This window comes from Pseudomonas sp. R5(2019) (assembly GCF_009905435.1).
In the GTDB taxonomy this organism is placed as follows: domain Bacteria; phylum Pseudomonadota; class Gammaproteobacteria; order Pseudomonadales; family Pseudomonadaceae; genus Aquipseudomonas.
Genome location: NZ_JAAAMT010000026.1, coordinates 45895 through 61882, shown reverse-complemented (window position 1 = coordinate 61882; position 15988 = coordinate 45895). Strand labels below are relative to the sequence as shown.

At 62.9% G+C, this 15988-nt stretch carries 13 protein-coding genes; 8 read left to right on the top strand and 5 right to left on the bottom strand.

The window, feature by feature from the left end; all coding sequences use genetic code 11:
* Positions 1-131 precede the first annotated feature (131 nt).
* From betA to GUY40_RS17335, 7 genes are all read left to right on the top strand, one after another.
* Positions 132-1829 (top strand): choline dehydrogenase, encoded by a 1698-nt coding sequence (gene betA, locus GUY40_RS17365; RefSeq protein ID WP_166570141.1) that lies wholly within the window; start codon positions 132-134, stop codon positions 1827-1829.
* Positions 1830-2047: 218 nt separating this feature from the next.
* Positions 2048-3490, top strand: a complete 1443-nt coding sequence (locus GUY40_RS17360) for a TldD/PmbA family protein (RefSeq protein WP_166570140.1) — start codon at positions 2048-2050, stop codon at positions 3488-3490.
* Complete coding sequence (locus GUY40_RS17355; protein WP_166570139.1) at positions 3490-4827, top strand: TldD/PmbA family protein; 1338 nt, start codon at positions 3490-3492, stop codon at positions 4825-4827. The genes GUY40_RS17360 and GUY40_RS17355 overlap by 1 nt, the downstream gene beginning before the upstream one ends.
* 286 nt (positions 4828-5113) lie before the next feature.
* Entirely contained in the window at positions 5114-6451 is a 1338-nt protein-coding gene (gene dbpA, locus GUY40_RS17350; protein ID WP_256675782.1) for an ATP-dependent RNA helicase DbpA, read from the top strand.
* On the top strand, positions 6451-7629 hold the full coding sequence (locus GUY40_RS17345; protein ID WP_166570137.1) for an NAD(P)/FAD-dependent oxidoreductase: 1179 nt from the start codon (positions 6451-6453) through the stop codon (positions 7627-7629). Before dbpA ends, GUY40_RS17345 begins: the two co-directional genes overlap by 1 nt.
* 186 nt (positions 7630-7815) lie before the next feature.
* Positions 7816-9996: a YccS family putative transporter gene (yccS, locus tag GUY40_RS17340; RefSeq protein ID WP_166570136.1), complete on the top strand. Its 2181-nt coding sequence runs from the start codon at positions 7816-7818 to the stop codon at positions 9994-9996.
* Positions 9997-10084: 88 nt separating this feature from the next.
* Positions 10085-10549 carry a GNAT family N-acetyltransferase gene (locus GUY40_RS17335; protein ID WP_166570135.1) on the top strand — a complete coding sequence of 155 codons (465 nt, stop codon included), beginning with the start codon at positions 10085-10087 and terminating at the stop codon, positions 10547-10549.
* Here GUY40_RS17335 and GUY40_RS17330 read toward each other — a convergent pair.
* The 3 genes from GUY40_RS17330 to GUY40_RS17320 are packed head-to-tail and all read right to left on the bottom strand — an operon-like array spanning position 10540 to position 13522.
* A complete protein-coding gene (locus tag GUY40_RS17330) occupies positions 10540-10836 on the bottom strand; it encodes a helix-turn-helix domain-containing protein (RefSeq protein WP_166570134.1) in 297 nt (98 codons plus the stop codon). The genes GUY40_RS17335 and GUY40_RS17330 overlap by 10 nt on opposite strands.
* Before the next feature lie 13 nt (positions 10837-10849).
* Positions 10850-11347, bottom strand: coding sequence for a YgjP-like metallopeptidase domain-containing protein (locus GUY40_RS17325; RefSeq protein ID WP_166570133.1), 498 nt, complete (start codon positions 11345-11347; stop codon positions 10850-10852).
* Positions 11348-11401: 54 nt separating this feature from the next.
* Positions 11402-13522: a bifunctional diguanylate cyclase/phosphodiesterase gene (locus GUY40_RS17320; protein ID WP_166570132.1), complete on the bottom strand. Its 2121-nt coding sequence runs from the start codon at positions 13520-13522 to the stop codon at positions 11402-11404.
* A gap of 317 nt (positions 13523-13839) precedes the next feature.
* Here GUY40_RS17320 and GUY40_RS17315 point away from each other — a divergent pair, with 317 nt between their 5' ends.
* Positions 13840-14511 carry a polysaccharide lyase family 7 protein gene (locus GUY40_RS17315; protein ID WP_166570131.1) on the top strand — a complete coding sequence of 224 codons (672 nt, stop codon included), beginning with the start codon at positions 13840-13842 and terminating at the stop codon, positions 14509-14511.
* A 63-nt stretch (positions 14512-14574) separates the two neighbouring features.
* On the opposite strand, the gene fba is transcribed toward GUY40_RS17315, so the two are convergent.
* Both fba and GUY40_RS17305 read right to left on the bottom strand, forming a co-directional pair.
* Entirely contained in the window at positions 14575-15639 is a 1065-nt protein-coding gene (gene fba / locus GUY40_RS17310) for a class II fructose-bisphosphate aldolase (protein ID WP_166570130.1), read from the bottom strand.
* Between the two features lie 119 nt (positions 15640-15758).
* A complete protein-coding gene (locus tag GUY40_RS17305; protein WP_166570129.1) occupies positions 15759-15977 on the bottom strand; it encodes a hypothetical protein in 219 nt (72 codons plus the stop codon).
* Positions 15978-15988: the final 11 nt, after the last annotated feature.

Below are 15988 nucleotides of genomic sequence, written 5' to 3'. Positions count from 1 at the left end.
TCCTACAGGATCTGGGGGTTGCCGCAGATTTTGCGCACGGCGCCAAACCTGTAGGAGCAGGGCTCGCCCGCGATCGAGTGCGCAGCACTCGCCATGGCCCGACCTGACCAACTTCAAAGAGGGTGCATTCAATGTCCCAAGAATTCGACTACATCATTATTGGTGCCGGGTCTGCCGGTAACACCCTGGCGACCCGTCTGACCGAAGACGAAGGCGTCACCGTTCTGCTGCTCGAAGCCGGCGGCCCTGACTACCGCATGGACTTCCGTACCCAGATGCCCGCCGCGCTGGCGTTCCCGCTGCAAGGCCGCCGCTACAACTGGGCGTACGAGACCGACCCAGAGCCACACATGGATAACCGCCGGATGGAATGCGGCCGTGGCAAGGGCCTGGGCGGCTCCTCGCTGATCAACGGCATGTGCTACATCCGCGGCAACGCCATGGATTACGACGGCTGGGCGAAACTGCCGGGGCTGGAAGACTGGTCCTATCTGGACTGCCTGCCGTATTTCCGCAAGGCGGAAACCCGTGACATCGGCCCGAACGACTACCACGGTGGCGAAGGCCCGGTCAGCGTGACGACACCCAAAGCCGGCAACAACCCACTGTTCCACGCCATGGTCGAAGCCGGCGTGCAAGCCGGTTACCCGCGTACCGAAGACCTGAACGGTTACCAGCAGGAAGGCTTCGGCCCGATGGACCGTACCGTCACGCCCAAAGGCCGTCGTGCCAGCACCGCGCGCGGTTACCTGGACCAGGCGAAAAAGCGTTCGACCCTGACCATCATCACCCACGCGCTGACCGACAAGATTCTCTTCGAAGGCAAGCGTGCCGTGGGCGTGCGTTACCTGCTGGGCGACGCGCAAGAGCCCGTCGAGGCTCGTGCCCGCAAGGAAGTGCTGCTGTGCAGTGGCGCCATCGCCTCGCCGCAAATCCTGCAACGCTCCGGCGTCGGCCCGGCCAAGTTGCTTGAAAGCCTGGACATTCCGGTGGTCCATGACCTGCCGGGCGTAGGTGAGAACCTGCAGGACCACCTGGAGCTGTACCTGCAATACGCCTGCACCAAGCCGGTTTCGCTGTACCCGTCCCTGCTGTGGTGGAACCAGCCGGCCATCGGTGCCGAGTGGATGTTCAATGGCAGCGGTATCGGCGCCAGCAACCAGTTCGAAGCCGGCGGCTTTATCCGCAGCCGCCCAGAGTTCGAATGGCCGAATATCCAGTACCACTTCCTGCCCGTTGCGATCAATTACAACGGCAGTAACGGCGTCAAGGAACACGGCTTCCAGGCGCACATGGGCTCCATGCGCTCGCCGAGCCGCGGGCGCATCCAGCTCAAGTCCAAGGACCCGCGCCAGCACCCGAGCATCCTGTTCAACTACATGGCGACCGAACAGGACTGGCAGGAATTCCGCGACGGCATCCGCCTGACCCGCGAGATCATGGCCCAGCCGGCGCTGGACGCTTACCGTGGCCACGAAATCAGCCCTGGTGTGGACGTGCAAACCGATGAGCAGCTGGACACGTTCATCCGCGAACACGCCGAAACCGCGTTCCACCCGTCCTGCTCGTGCAAGATGGGCACCGACGAGATGGCCGTGGTCGACAACCAGGGTCGTGTGCATGGCATGCAGGGCCTGCGCGTGGTTGATGCCTCGATCATGCCGATCATCACCACCGGCAACCTGAACGCGCCGACGATCATGATGGCCGAGAAAATCGCCGACAAGATCCGTGGTCGCCAGCCGCTGCCGCGCAGCACTGCCAAGTACTACGTCGCCAATGGCGCGCCGGTCAAAGGCAAGGCACTGCGGGAAGTCGCGCAGGCCTGATTGCTTTCTGGGGCTGCTTACAGCCCACATTGTGGGAGCGGATTTATCCGCGAATAGTCGCGCTGCGGTGTATCAGGTACACCGCGGCGTAACCATTCGCGGATAAATCCGCTCCCACACATGGCCCCGGTCGGCAACACCGACTCAAAGCCCGGTTGCCCCTCCCCGCCCCACACGCCTAAGCTACAGCCTCTCCCGCCAGCCGCGAGGCTTTGCTCATGTTCGATTTTCACGCTCAGCTCAAGCAGCGCTTCGCCGCCCTGCAGAGCCGCGCCGAATTCTTCTCCCTTCGCTATGTTCGCCAGACCAGCCAGCACCTGTCGGTGCGCAAGAACGTCGCCGAACCGCCCAGCCTGAGCCGCGACGAAGGCGCGATGCTGACCGTGCGGGTGGCTGGCGTGGAAACCTACGCTGCCACCGGTGACCTGTCCTTGCGTGGCCTGCAACACGCCCTGCAGCAGGCTGAAGACCAGGCCCGGCGGATTGCCGCCCACGCCTTGCTCGACCTGCGCGAGCAGCCGGTGCCCACGGCCCGGGCCGATTACTTTTCGCCCAATCTGGAGCGGCCGTTTCCCACACTGAGCGACTGCTATGCCTTGCTCGCCAGCGAATCGGCCAGCGTTCCCAGTGACGAGCGCCTGGTGAACTGGCAGGTCAGCCTGGGCACCAGCACGGTCGAACAGATTTACCTGAACAGCGCCGGCGCCGAAATCCGCCAGGCCCAGCGCTTTGTCTACCCGGGCATGAGCGTCACCGCCTACGACGGGCAGGACAGCCAGACCCGCAGCCTTGGCCGCGACAACTTTGGCCAGCAAGGCGGCGATGAAGTGCTCAGCCAGTGCGGCATCATCGGTGCCGGGGCCAAGGTGGCCGACCAGGCGCTGCAACTGCTGCTGGCCCCGAATACTCCCGAAGGCCCGCGCGACCTGCTGCTGATGCCGGACCAGATGATGCTGCAGATTCACGAGTCCATCGGTCACCCGCTGGAACTGGACCGCATCCTCGGCGATGAGCGCAATTACGCCGGCACCAGCTTTGTCAAAGCCGAAGACTTCGGCCACCTGCAATATGGCTCGGCGCTGCTGAACGTCACCTTCGACCCGGACATCCCTGAAGAACTGGCCAGCTACGGTCACGACGATGACGGCACGCCCGCCAGCAAGCAGTTCCTGATCCGCAACGGCCTGCTGGAGCGCCCGCTCGGCGGCGCGCTGTCGCAGTTTCGCGCCGGCCTGGCCGGGGTCGCCAACAGCCGCGCCTGCGGCTGGAACCGCGCCCCGATCGACCGTATGGCCAACCTCAATATCGAGCCGGGCAGCAGCCACCTGAGCGAGCTGATCGGCGGCATCGAGCGCGGCGTTCTGATGTCGACCAATCGTTCATGGTCCATCGATGATGCCCGCAACAAATTCCAGTTCGGCTGTGAATGGGGCCAGCTGATCGAAAACGGCGAGCTCAAGGGCGTGGTCAAGAACCCCAACTACCGGGGCATCTCGGCGCAGTTCTGGCGCAACCTCAGCGCCGTCGGTGATGCCTCGACCGTGGCCGTGCTCGGCACGCCGAACTGCGGCAAGGGCGAGCCGAACCAGGTCATTCGCGTCGGCCATGCTTCGCCGGCCTGTGTCTTCAGCCAGATTGATGTCTTCGGGGGAGAAGACTGATGAGCCATCCGGTCAATCGCATCGAAACCTTTCAGGCGCTGGTGGACGGGCTGCGCATCGCCATTCGCGCGCCTGAGCAATTCACCTTCAGCTACAACGCCGAAGACTCGACCTTCATTCGCTTCAACCACGCCCGCGTGCGTCAGGCCGGTCAGGTCTGCCAGGCCGTGGCGGTGCTCAAGCTGATCAATGATGGTCGCCAGGCTGACCTGCAGCTGACCTTGAGCGGCGAACCGCAGGTCGATCAACAACGCCTTGTGGACGCGCTGGCGCAACTGCGCGAGATCCTGCCGCTGGTACCGGCCGACCCTTATCTGCAGCTCAATACCGAGCCCTGGCAGCGCAGTACCGTACAAGATCATCCATTACCCGAGAGCGCGGCGGTGGTCGAGCGCATCGCCGCCATAGCCGGCGACACGGATCTGGTCGGTATTTACGCCGCCGGCCCGGTCAGTCGTGGTTTTGCCAGCTCTTGCGGGGCCTTCGGCTGGCATCAGGCCAACAGCTTCAACCTGGACTGGAGCCTGTTCCATGCCAACGGCCAGGCGATCAAGGCCAACTACGCCGGCCTTGAGTGGGATGACGCGCGCTTTGAGCAGCGCCTGCTGCAAACCCATGAGCAACTGGCCTTCCTCGGCCGCCCGCTCAAGGCCCTGGAACCGGGGCACTACCGCGCCTACCTGGCGCCAGCGGCGCTGGATGAGATCATCGGCATGCTCGGCTGGGGCGGCTTCTCGGCGCAGTCCATCGCCACCAAGAGCAGCCCGCTGCAGCGCCTCTATGCGGGCGACAACGCGCTGAGCCCGCAGGTGAGCATGGCCGAACAGGTGACGGGCTCCCTGAGCCCGGCCTTCTCCAGCGAAGGATTCGTGCGCGCCGACCTGACCCTGATCGACGCCGGCAAGGCCCGGGATCGACTGGTCAGCTCGCGCAGCGCCGCCGAGTATCAACGGGCGGGCAACGGCGCCGACGCCTATGAATCACCCAGCGCCCTGAGCATGGCCGGCGGCGACCTGCCCTTGGCGCAGGTGCTGCAACGCCTGGGCACCGGCTTGTACATCAGCAACCTGTGGTACCTGAACTACTCGGACCAACCCGCCGCGCGCATGACCGGAATGACCCGCTTTGCGACGTTCTGGGTCGAAGACGGCGAGATCAACGCCCCGGTCAATACCATGCGTTTCGACGACAGCGTCTACAGTTTGCTGGGCACGCAGCTGGAAGCCCTGACCGTGGAGCGCGAGTTGATTTTGTCGACCAGCACCTATGGCGAGCGCCAGACATCCTCGACTCATCTGCCGGGGGCGTTGCTGAGTCGGTTGACCTTGACCCTCTGACATCTGCCTCACTCTCTGCAGGAGCCAAGCTTGCTTGCGATAGCTTCGACGCGGTAAATCAGCCAGACCGCGCGGCCATCATCGCCGGCAAGCCGTACTCCTACAGTTCCAGCTGACGCTGCTGGGCGGCTCGACAGACGGAAGGCGTGCTTCTCGTCCGGAACCGGAGATCGAGGCTTAGGGCGAATGGCCATGAGGCTGGTACACTGCGCGACATTTTGTTTTGCAGGCCCGCCTCGTGACCACCATCGCCACCGCTTTCAACACCTTGCCTCTGTCCGCCGCCATGCTGGCTAACCTGGACTCCCTCGGTTATGCCCAAATGACGCCGATCCAGGCGCAAAGCTTGCCGGTGATCATCAAGGGGATGGACTTGATCGCCCAGGCCAAGACCGGCAGCGGCAAGACCGCCGCCTTCGGCATCGGCCTGCTGAACCCGATCAACCCGCGCTACTTCGGTTGCCAGGCGCTGGTGCTGTGCCCGACCCGTGAGCTGGCCGACCAGGTGGCCAAGGAAATCCGTCGCCTGGCCCGCGCCGAAGACAACATCAAGGTGCTGACCCTGTGCGGCGGCGTGGCCCTGGGCCCGCAGATCGCCTCGCTGGAGCACGGCGCGCACATCATCGTCGGCACCCCGGGCCGCGTTCAGCAGCACCTGCGCAAGGGCACGCTGGTCCTTGATGGCCTGAACACCCTGGTGCTGGACGAAGCCGACCGCATGCTCGACATGGGCTTCTACGACGCCATCGCCGACATCCTCGGGCAAACCCCGGAGCGCCGCCAGACCTTGCTGTTCTCGGCCACCTACCCGACCGGCATCAAGCAACTGGCCTCGGCCTTCATGCGCAACCCGCAACAGGTCAAGGTCGAGACCCTGCACGCCGACAGCCAGATCGAGCAGCACTTCTACGAGATCGACCCGGAGCAACGCCTGAGTGCCGTGGTCAAGGCACTGAACCATTTCCGTCCGCAGTCGTGCGTGGCTTTCTGCTTCACCAAGCAGCAGTGCCAGGAAGTGGTCGATCACTTGAGCTCCAAAGGCATCTCGGCCGTCGCCCTGCACGGTGACCTGGAACAGCGTGACCGTGACCAGGTCCTGGCGATGTTTGCCAACCGCAGTACCTCGGTGCTGGTGGCCACTGATGTTGCCGCCCGCGGCCTGGACATCGACTCGCTGGACATGGTGATCAACGTCGAACTGGCCCGTGATTCGGAAATCCACATTCACCGCGTAGGCCGTACCGGTCGTGCCGGTGAAAACGGTCTTGCGGTCAGCTTTGTAGCGCCCGCCGAGGGCCACCGCGCCCAAGCCATCGAAGTGCAGCAGAAAGCCCCGCTGAACTGGAAGCAACTGGACAACCTGACTCCCAAGAACGGCACCCCGCTGTGGCCGCCGATGGTCACTCTGTGCATCGGTGCCGGGCGCAAGGACAAGGTTCGCCCGGGCGACATTCTTGGCGCCCTGACCGGTGAAGCCGGCATCCCCGGTACCCAGGTCGGCAAGATCGCGATTTTCGACTTCCAGGCCTATGTCGCGGTCGAGCGCAGCATTGCCCAACAGGCCCTGCAACGCCTGAGCAATGGCAAGATCAAGGGTCGTTCGCTGCGGGTACGGATTATCTGATGCGCTCCACCGACGTAATCATCATTGGCGCCGGCGCGGCCGGCCTGCTGTGCGCGTTCACGGCCGCCAACCGCGGCCGTCGGGTGATGCTGATCGACCACGCGAACAAGCCCGGCAAGAAGATCCTGATGTCCGGTGGTGGACGCTGCAATTTCACCAATATGTACACCGAGCCTGGCAATTTCCTCTCGCAAAACCCGCATTTCTGCAAATCGGCACTGGCGCGCTACACCCAGTGGGATTTTATCGAGAGGGTCGGCAAGCACGGCGTGCCGTACCACGAGAAGAAGCTCGGCCAGCTGTTCTGCGACAACAAGTCCAGCGACATCCTCGGCATGCTGCTCAGCGAGTGCGAGCAGGCCGACGTCGATCTGCGCATGGACACCTCGGTGCAACACATCGAGAAACTGGAGCAGGGTTACCTGTTGCAGACCAGCGCTGGCCAACTGCAATGCAGCTCGCTGGTGATCGCCACCGGCGGCCTGTCGATCCCGACCCTGGGCGCCACCGGCTTCGGTTACCAGATCGCCCGCCAGTTTGGCCACAGCGTGTTGCCGACCCGCGCGGGGCTGGTGCCCTTTACCATCACCGACCAGCTCAAGGCCCTGTGCACCGAGCTGTCCGGGACGTCCGCCGATGCCCTGGTCAGCTGCAACGACCAGAGCTTTCGCGAGAACATCCTGTTCACCCATCGCGGCCTGAGCGGGCCGGCGATCCTGCAGATTTCCTCGTTCTGGGAAGCGGGTGACACGGTCGAGATCAACCTCTTGCCCGACCATGACGCCCTCGCCTGGCTGCAACAGCAACAGGCCGAGCGCCCCAACAGCGAGCTGAAAACCCTGCTGGGCGAGTTGTTCACCAAGAAGATGGCGACCTTGCTGGCCGAGCAGTGGTTCGTTTCCAAACCGATGAAGCAATACACCCCGGCAGAACTGGCCGAGGTGGCCGACAAGCTGTCGCGCTGGCAGCTCATCCCGGCCGGCACCGAAGGCTACCGCACCGCGGAAGTGACCCTGGGCGGCGTCGACACTCGCGAAGTGTCATCCAAGACCATGGAATCGCTGAAAAGCCCGGGGCTGTATTTCGTCGGTGAGGTGCTGGATGTCAGCGGCCATCTGGGCGGCTTCAACTTCCAGTGGGCCTGGGCATCGGGGCACGCGGCGGCGCAGTTCGTCTAAGCCGCTGTTGGGTACAGAATTTGCTGGGCTTTTGTAGGAGCCGGGCTTGCCCGCGATAAGGACGCCGCGGTTTTTCAGGGATTGCGCGTCATCGTTCATCGCGAGCGAGCTCGGCTCCTACAGCCTTGGCGCGGCCACCATAACCCGCTAAATTCGACCCATCGCCCAGCAGGCCTGCACCCTTTCATGGCATCGACCTCGTTTCGTCACTCTCTGCGGCGCTTGTGGGCGCTGGATAAATTCAGCTACAGCGTACGGGTCTTTGTCGCCCTGACCGGCGCCATGGCGCTGTGCTGGTTCCAGGACCAGATGACGCTGCTGATTCCCTTGTTCCTGGGCATCATCGCCTGCGCCCTCGCCGAAACCGACGACAGCTGGCAAGGCCGGCTCAACGCGCTGGCAGTGACGCTGGTGTGCTTTACCGTCGCCGCGCTGTCGGTGGAGTTGCTGTTCCCCTACCCGGTCATTTTTGTCTGCGCTCTGGCGCTGGCCAGTTTCGGCCTGACCATGCTCGGCGCGCTCGGCGAGCGCTACGGTGCGATTGCCTCGGCCACCTTGATCCTGTCGGTGTACACCATGATCGGTGTGGACCAGCGCGGCGGCCAGGTCACCGATTTCTGGCATGAGCCACTGCTGCTGGTGGCCGGCGCGGCCTGGTACGGGCTGCTGTCGGTGCTCTGGCAGGCGATGTTCTCCAACCAGCCGGTGCAGCAGAGCCTGGCCCGGCTGTTTCGCGAACTGGGCCGCTACCTCAAGCTCAAGGCCATGTTGTTCGAGCCGATCCGCCAACTGGATGTGGAGGCCCGGCGCCTGGAGCTGGCGCGGCAGAATGGCCGGGTGGTGGCGGCCCTCAACAGCGCCAAGGAAATCATCCTGCACCGGGTCGGCGACGGTCGCCCTGGCGCCAAGGTCAGCCGCTACCTGAAGCTGTACTTTCTGGCCCAGGACATCCACGAACGCGCCAGTTCCTCACACTACCCCTACAACGCCCTGGCCGAGGCGTTTTACCACAGTGATGTGCTGTTCCGCTGCCAGCGCCTGCTGCGCCAGCAAGGCCGCCTGTGCCAGCAGTTGTCCGTGTCGATCCAGCTGCGCCAACCCTTCGTCCATGACGCCAACGTCGGCGAGGCGCTCAATGACTTGCATGCCTCTCTCGAACACCTGCGCAACCAGAGCAATCCGGCCTGGAGAGGCTTGCTGCGTTCCTTGCGGGCACTGGCCGCGAACCTGGGGACCCTCGACCGGCTGCTGAGCGATGCCAGCAACCCCGACGCGCTCGCCGATGCGTCCGACAGCAGCCTGCTGGACCGCTCGCCACGCAGCCTGGCCGATGTCTGGAGCCGCTTGCGGCTGCAACTGACACCGACCTCGCTGCTGTTTCGCCACGCCTTGCGCCTGCCGCTGGCGCTGGCGATCGGCTACGGCATGGTGCACCTGATCCACCCGACCCAGGGCTACTGGATCATGCTCACCACCCTGTTTGTCTGCCAACCCAACTACGGCGCCACCCGCCTGAAGCTGGTGCAACGGATTATCGGCACCGTGATCGGCCTGACCATGGGCTGGGCACTGTTCGACCTGTTCCCCAACACCACCGTCCAGGCGTTGTTCGCCGTGACCGCCGGGGTGGTGTTCTTCGTCAACCGCACCACCCGCTACACCCTGGCCACCGCCGCGATCACCTTGATGGTACTGTTCTGCTTCAACCAGATCGGCGACGGTTACGGGCTGTTCCTGCCGCGCCTGTTCGATACCCTGATCGGCAGCCTGATCGCGGGCCTGGCGGTGTTCCTGTTCCTGCCCGACTGGCAGGGCCGCAAGTTGAACAAGGTGCTGGCCAACACCTTGAGCTGCAACAGCACCTACCTGCGCCAGATCATGCAGCAGTACGCCAAGGGCAAAAGCGACGACCTGGCCTATCGCCTCGCCCGGCGCAACGCCCACAACGCCGATGCGGCACTGTCCACCACACTGTCGAACATGCTGATGGAGCCCGGCCACTTCCGTAAGGAGGCCGATGTGGGCTTCCGCTTCCTGGTGCTGTCACACACCTTGCTCAGCTACCTGTCAGGACTGGGCGCGCACCGCGACACGTCGCTGCCGGAACCGGTACGCGAACAGTTGCTCGACGGTGCCGGCGAGCGCCTGGCGCGCAGCATCGACGAAATCGCCAGCAGCCTGGCCAGCAAGCAACCGGTGGCGATCCACAGTGACGAGGAGGAGGCGCTGGCCAATGCGCTGGAACAGATGCACGACGAGATCGACGAAGGCCAGCGGCTGGTACAGACCCAGCTCGCGCTGATCTGCCGTCAGCTCGGCCCGTTGCGGACCCTGGCCGCGCACCTGATCAAGGAACCGGCGAGCTGATTCACATGCTGCAACATGCCATTATTTTTTGTCGCACGAACCCGGGTCCATAATTGCCTGATCCACTCATGCCCAATCAGGAAGACACATGCCTATCAGCTGGTTATGCAAACATCACACGGACCTTGGCAAGGAACAGCTCTACGAAATCCTGCGGCTGCGCACACAAGTGTTCGTGGTCGAGCAGAAATGTCCCTACCTGGAAGTCGATGGGCTTGATCTTGAAGGCGACACCCATCACCTGATGGCCTGGAAAGACGACAAGCTGGTGGCTTATGTTCGCCTGCTCGACCCCGAATCACAGGGCGGCGATGTGGTGATCGGCCGTGTGGTCATCACCGAGGATGTACGAGGCCAGGGGCTTGGCCACGGTCTGATGGTCAAAGCGCTGGAGCAAGCCGAGAAGCGCTGGCCGGGCGTGCCAATCTACCTGTCCGCCCAGGAGCACCTGCAACGTTACTACGGTCGCTACGGATTCAAGGTGGCGGGCGAGGAATACCTGGAAGACGGCATCCCGCACATTGGCATGCGTCGCGAAGCCGATCAGGGGTAACCCAAGACCTGCTTGATCTGGCCCAGGTGGCTGGCGATCCACTGCTTGTCGATCGCGCCCCAGTCGCGAATGCGATAGCTGCCCGCATGGTTGCGCAGGCCTTGCTCTTGCTCGAATTCGCAGTGCACATCCAGATCAGCCAGCGCCGCGATGGTGTCCTGGGCCGTGCGCCGGGGCATGCCGGTGTGCTCGGTGATCGCCGGCACGCTGGTGGCGGTCTGGCTGTCGATCAGCCAGGCCACATAAAGGCGACGGTAGAAGCTGCTTTTGGTCTTGCTGACTTCCATGAGGCATTCCTTGTCAGTCGATGGGCAGGTCACGCCAGGTCAGGTAGACGCGCAGGTCGAATTCAAGCTGATGGTAGCCCGGCTGCATGTGTTCGCAGAGTTGGTAGAAGGCCTTATTGTGCTCGGCCTCCTTCAGGTGCGCCAGTTCGTGCACCACGATCATGCTCAGAAACTGCGGCGCGGCGTCCTTGAACAGCGACGCGATGCGGATTTCCTTCTTGGCCTTGAGCTTGCCGCCTTGCACGCGTGACACCGCCGTGTGCAGGCCGAGCGCGCGGTGAGTCAAGTCCAGGCGGTTGTCGAAAAGGACCTTGTCGAGGTTTGGCGCGTTGCGCAGGTGCTGCTGCTTGAGTGCTTGCACATAACTGTAGAGCGCCTTGTCGCTCTGTACCGCATGGCGCTCCGGATAGCGCTCTTGCAGGTAGTCGCCCAGACGCTTTTGCGCGATCAGCTGTCGCACCTGATCTTGCAAGGTGGGCGGGTAGGCTTGCAGGTACTTCAGCGCAGTCATGGACAAGTGTCGGTTCGGTAAAGCCGTCAGTCTACCGAACCTGGTTCCGCCAAACTACCGCGTCGCCCAGTCAAACTGCGCCGAAAACGAGCTGACCTCCTGCGGCGCCAACGGCTGCGACACCAGTGGCCCCTGCGCAAACTGGCAGCCATTGGCCCGCAGCCATTGGGCCTGGGCCCGATTTTTTACCCCTTTGGCGATGACCGTGATGCCGTAGGCGCGGCACAGCTCGATGATGCAGCGGGCCAACACCGCATCCTGCGACGAGTCGGGCAACCGCGCAATCAACTGCCGGTTGAGCTTGACCGTGTCCAGCGGCAGATCGCGCAACAGGGTCAGGGAGCAGTTACCGACGCCGAAATCATCCAGTGCCACGGTCACCCCCAGCTCGCGCACCAAGTGCATCTGCTTGCGGGCGTCAGCGAGGTTGTAGAGCAACGAGCTTTCGCACACGTCGACTTCCAGCTGTCGGGCCAGCAACTGATGGCGGGTCATCACCTCACGCAGTTGCTCGACCAGGTTGGGCATGGAGAACTGCACGTTGCTCAGGCTCAGGCTGAGCCGCACGTCACTGTCGACGCTGGCCTGCCAGGCGTGGCGATGCATGGCGCTCTGGTGATAGATCCAGCTGGCCAGGCGGGTAATCAGACGGTTCTCTTCGAGCAGCGGAATAAACAGCGATGGCGGCACGTCCCCGACGCTCGGGTGCTGCCAACGCAGGAGCGCTTCGAAGCCGCGCAGGCGGCCATCACTCAAGGCCACCTGGGGCTTGAACAGCAAGGTGAAATCCTTGTGCTCAATGGCGGTTCGCAAGCTGCTCTCAAGCATCATGCGCGAGCGCGCGCGGCCGTCCAGGTCTTTGTCATAGAAACGGTATTGCTGGCGGCCGGCTTTCTTGGCCGCGTACATCGCTGCGTCCGCAGCGCGCAGCAAGCCTTCCAGGTTGGCCCCGCAGTCAGGGTAAGTGGCGATGCCGATGCTGACGCCCAACACCACTTCAAGGCCATCGATCTGCTGACAGATCGACATGCGCTCGATCAGCTTTTCCGCCACCTTGGCGGCTTGCTCGGGGTACTCGAGGTTTTCCAGCAAAGCGGTGAATTCGTCCCCGCCCAGCCGCCCGATAACGTCGTAGGGGCGCAGGCAGTCCTTGAGCTGTTCGGCCACCCAACACAGCACCCGGTCACCGGCGGCATGACCGAGGGAGTCGTTGACACGCTTGAAACCGTCCAGGTCCAGGTACAACAGCGCCTGCGCAGTGTCCTGACGCTCGGTGCGCACCAGCACGCTTTCGACGGCCTGAGTGAATCCGCGACGGTTCAACAGGCCGGTCAAGGGATCGGTGACCGCCTGAACCTCCAGCTGCTCGTGGCGGTTGCGTACCACCGACATATCCAGCACGGTGACCACCATCGCCCGCTGCTCGCCGGGCAACGGTGCACACGAGAGCGCCACCGGAACCTGCTGGCCAGCGCCAGTGCGAAGGATCGCATCGTGAAGACGCAAAATGCTCTGTTGGCTGAAGGCACGATAGAAATCAGACTCACGCCAATCAGGCACCGCTGGCGTGTGAACGAAACTCAGCAGGTTGGCGCCTTGCAGTTGCTCGACCGGCGCACTGAGCAGCCGCGAGATGGCCGCGTTGGCGAAGTTGATGCGGCCGCTCTCGTCGACCACCAGAATGCCTTCGGCGGCGCTCTCCAGCACCGAAGCATTGAACGCCCGGGCCGCTTCGAGCTCATGGGTCAGCTGCTGCAGGGCCCGGCGGTTGCGCTGCTGCTCCAGCAGAGTTCGCACCTTGGGCCGCAGAATGTCCGGGTCAAAGGGCTTGAACAGGTAGTCCACCGCGCCACTGGCGTAGCCCTTGAGCACGGCAGCCTGAGACTGCTCGTTGGCGGTGAGAAAGATGATCGGGGTCAGGCGCGTGCGCTGGCTGCCGCGCATCAGCTTCGCCACTTCGAAGCCATCCATGCCGGGCATCTGCACATCCAGCAGGACCAGATCCACATCATGCTCGAGCAACGTACCCAGGGCCTCCAGCCCCGAGCTCGCCGTCAGCACCCGCCAATCATGGCGCTCCAGGAGAGCGCGCATGCTCAGCAGGTTTTCCGGGTAATCGTCGACCACCAATAGAACCGAGCCGCTGTCAGACGGCTGAGGGTAAGCACGTTCCATGCTGCTTCTCGTCTATATCGCGCACACCGTGCATCGAAGTGAAATCTGAAGCGTAACTCTAGACGGGAAATATGAAACAAGAGCAAGGCACGTTGCCATCACTGAACAAACATCTCCCCTCCCCGACTAACGGTGGGCCCGCAGCAGCATGCCAATCCCTTGGCGTGCACTAATTAGCCAGTATGTTGGCGTCAACCTTTCGACGAAATGCCGTTAACAGGCGCAGGGCCAGGCGCTATAAAGAGTCCCGAAACGGTCCGAGCCTTATTGCTCGCGTCTGATGTCCGGCCCTGGGGGCCGCTTGCCTGGAAGCTGAAATGATCGACCTCGCCACCTGGAACCTGAGCATTCCCACGGGCAACCCGCCCGCCACCATCGACACCCCTCGCCTGGTCAACGGGTACAAGGACAAGTATTTCCACTCCGACACCGGCACGCTGTTTTTCTGGGCGCCGGTGACCGGTTCGAAAACCGAAAACGCGATCTACCCGCGCACCGAGCTGCGGGAAACCTACTCCAACGGCAAGCTGCACAACTGGACCTACCCCAGCGCCGACAACTTCCTGCGCGCCACCCTGGCGGTCAACCAGGTGCCCTCCAGCGGCAAGATCGTGATCGGCCAGATCCACGCTTATAAAAGCACCAAGCCGTTGCTCAAGGTCGAGTACCAATACAAGGCCACCAAGAAGACCGGCAATATCGTCGCCAAGGTCCGGATCCGCCCGGACGATGATGATAGCCGCGTGATTATCGTGGCCGAAGGGGTGCCGCTGAATCAGGCGTTCAAATACATCATCCACTTGAGCCCCGGAGGCGCCTTGGGGGTTTCGGCGGCTAACGGGCACTGGGACAGCGCGATCAGCAAGACCTGGCGCACTAAGCTGCTGTATTTCAAGGCGGGGGTGTATACCCAGGACAATACCGGGTACACCAGCGAAGGTGGGAAGGCGACGTTTTCGAAGCTGGATATCGATCACGACAAGATCTGAGATCGGTGTAGGCCGCCGATAAAAAAACCCGCATCTCTGCGGGTTTTTCACATCCACCAGGCCTTAGTTGACCTTGGCGTTCAGATCACCTTTCAAGTAACGCTGGTACATGCCTTCCAGCGAGATCGGCTTGAGCTTCGAGGCGTTGCCAGCGGTGCCGAAGGCTTCGTAACGGGCGATGCAGACATCACGCATGGCAGTCACGGTGGCGCCGAAGAATTTACGTGGGTCGAATTCACTCGGGTTGGTAGCCATCAGGCGACGCATGGCACCGGTGGATGCCAGACGCAGGTCGGTGTCGATATTGACCTTGCGCACGCCGTACTTGATGCCTTCAACGATTTCTTCAACCGGCACACCGTAGGTTTCTTTGATGTCGCCGCCGTACTGGTTGATGATCGCCAGCCACTCTTGCGGAACCGAAGAAGAACCGTGCATCACCAGGTGGGTGTTAGGGATGCGCTTGTGGATTTCCTTGATGCGGTCGATGGCCAGCACGTCACCGGTAGGCGGCTTGGTGAACTTGTAGGCGCCGTGGCTGGTGCCGATGGCGATGGCCAGGGCGTCGACCTGGGTCTTTTTGACGAAGTCGGCTGCTTCTTCCGGGTCGGTCAGCATCTGGCTGTGATCCAGAACGCCTTCGGCGCCGATACCGTCTTCTTCGCCAGCCATGCCGGTTTCCAGCGAACCCAGGCAGCCCAGCTCGCCTTCAACCGAAACGCCGCAGGCGTGCGCCATGGCGACGGTCTGCTGGGTCACACGGACGTTGTATTCGTAGTCGGTCGGGGTCTTGCCGTCTTCGCCCAGCGAGCCGTCCATCATTACCGAGCTGAAGCCCAGTTGGATGGAGCGCTGGCAGACGTCAGGGCTGGTGCCGTGGTCCTGGTGCATGCACACCGGGATATGCGGGAATTCTTCGATGGCGGCCAGGATCAGGTGGCGCAGGAAGGGGGCACCGGCGTATTTGCGCGCACCGGCCGAAGCCTGGACGATGACCGGGGAGTCCGTCTTGTCAGCCGCTTCCATGATGGCGCGCATCTGCTCAAGGTTGTTGACGTTGAAAGCTGGAACGCCGTAGCCAAATTCAGCGGCGTGGTCCAGCATCTGGCGCATGCTAATGAGTGCCATTTTTTGTGTCTCTCCCGAACGAAGGTCGTTAATTTGCAAGCCTGCCGCAGCGGCGGCCGCTATTCAAGTCAGTAGACAGGCTAACGCCTGTCTGTGAATTTCTGTGTAGCCACCTCGGCTCACGGACAACCGCGCGCCTGCTGTTGATGCTCGGCATCGTATTTATCAAGGCTCTCGGGCCCCGCCCGCTTGTTGATGACTGGCGCGGTTTCCGCCTGCCATTCGGACTGGTAGCAACCACCTTGCGGCCGCCCATCGTCCTTCTGTGGCGCCGGCTGCGAAGACCCGCAGCCGCCCAGCAAGCCGATAACGATTAACAGCGGCAATGCCTTGAACATCAGGACGCTCC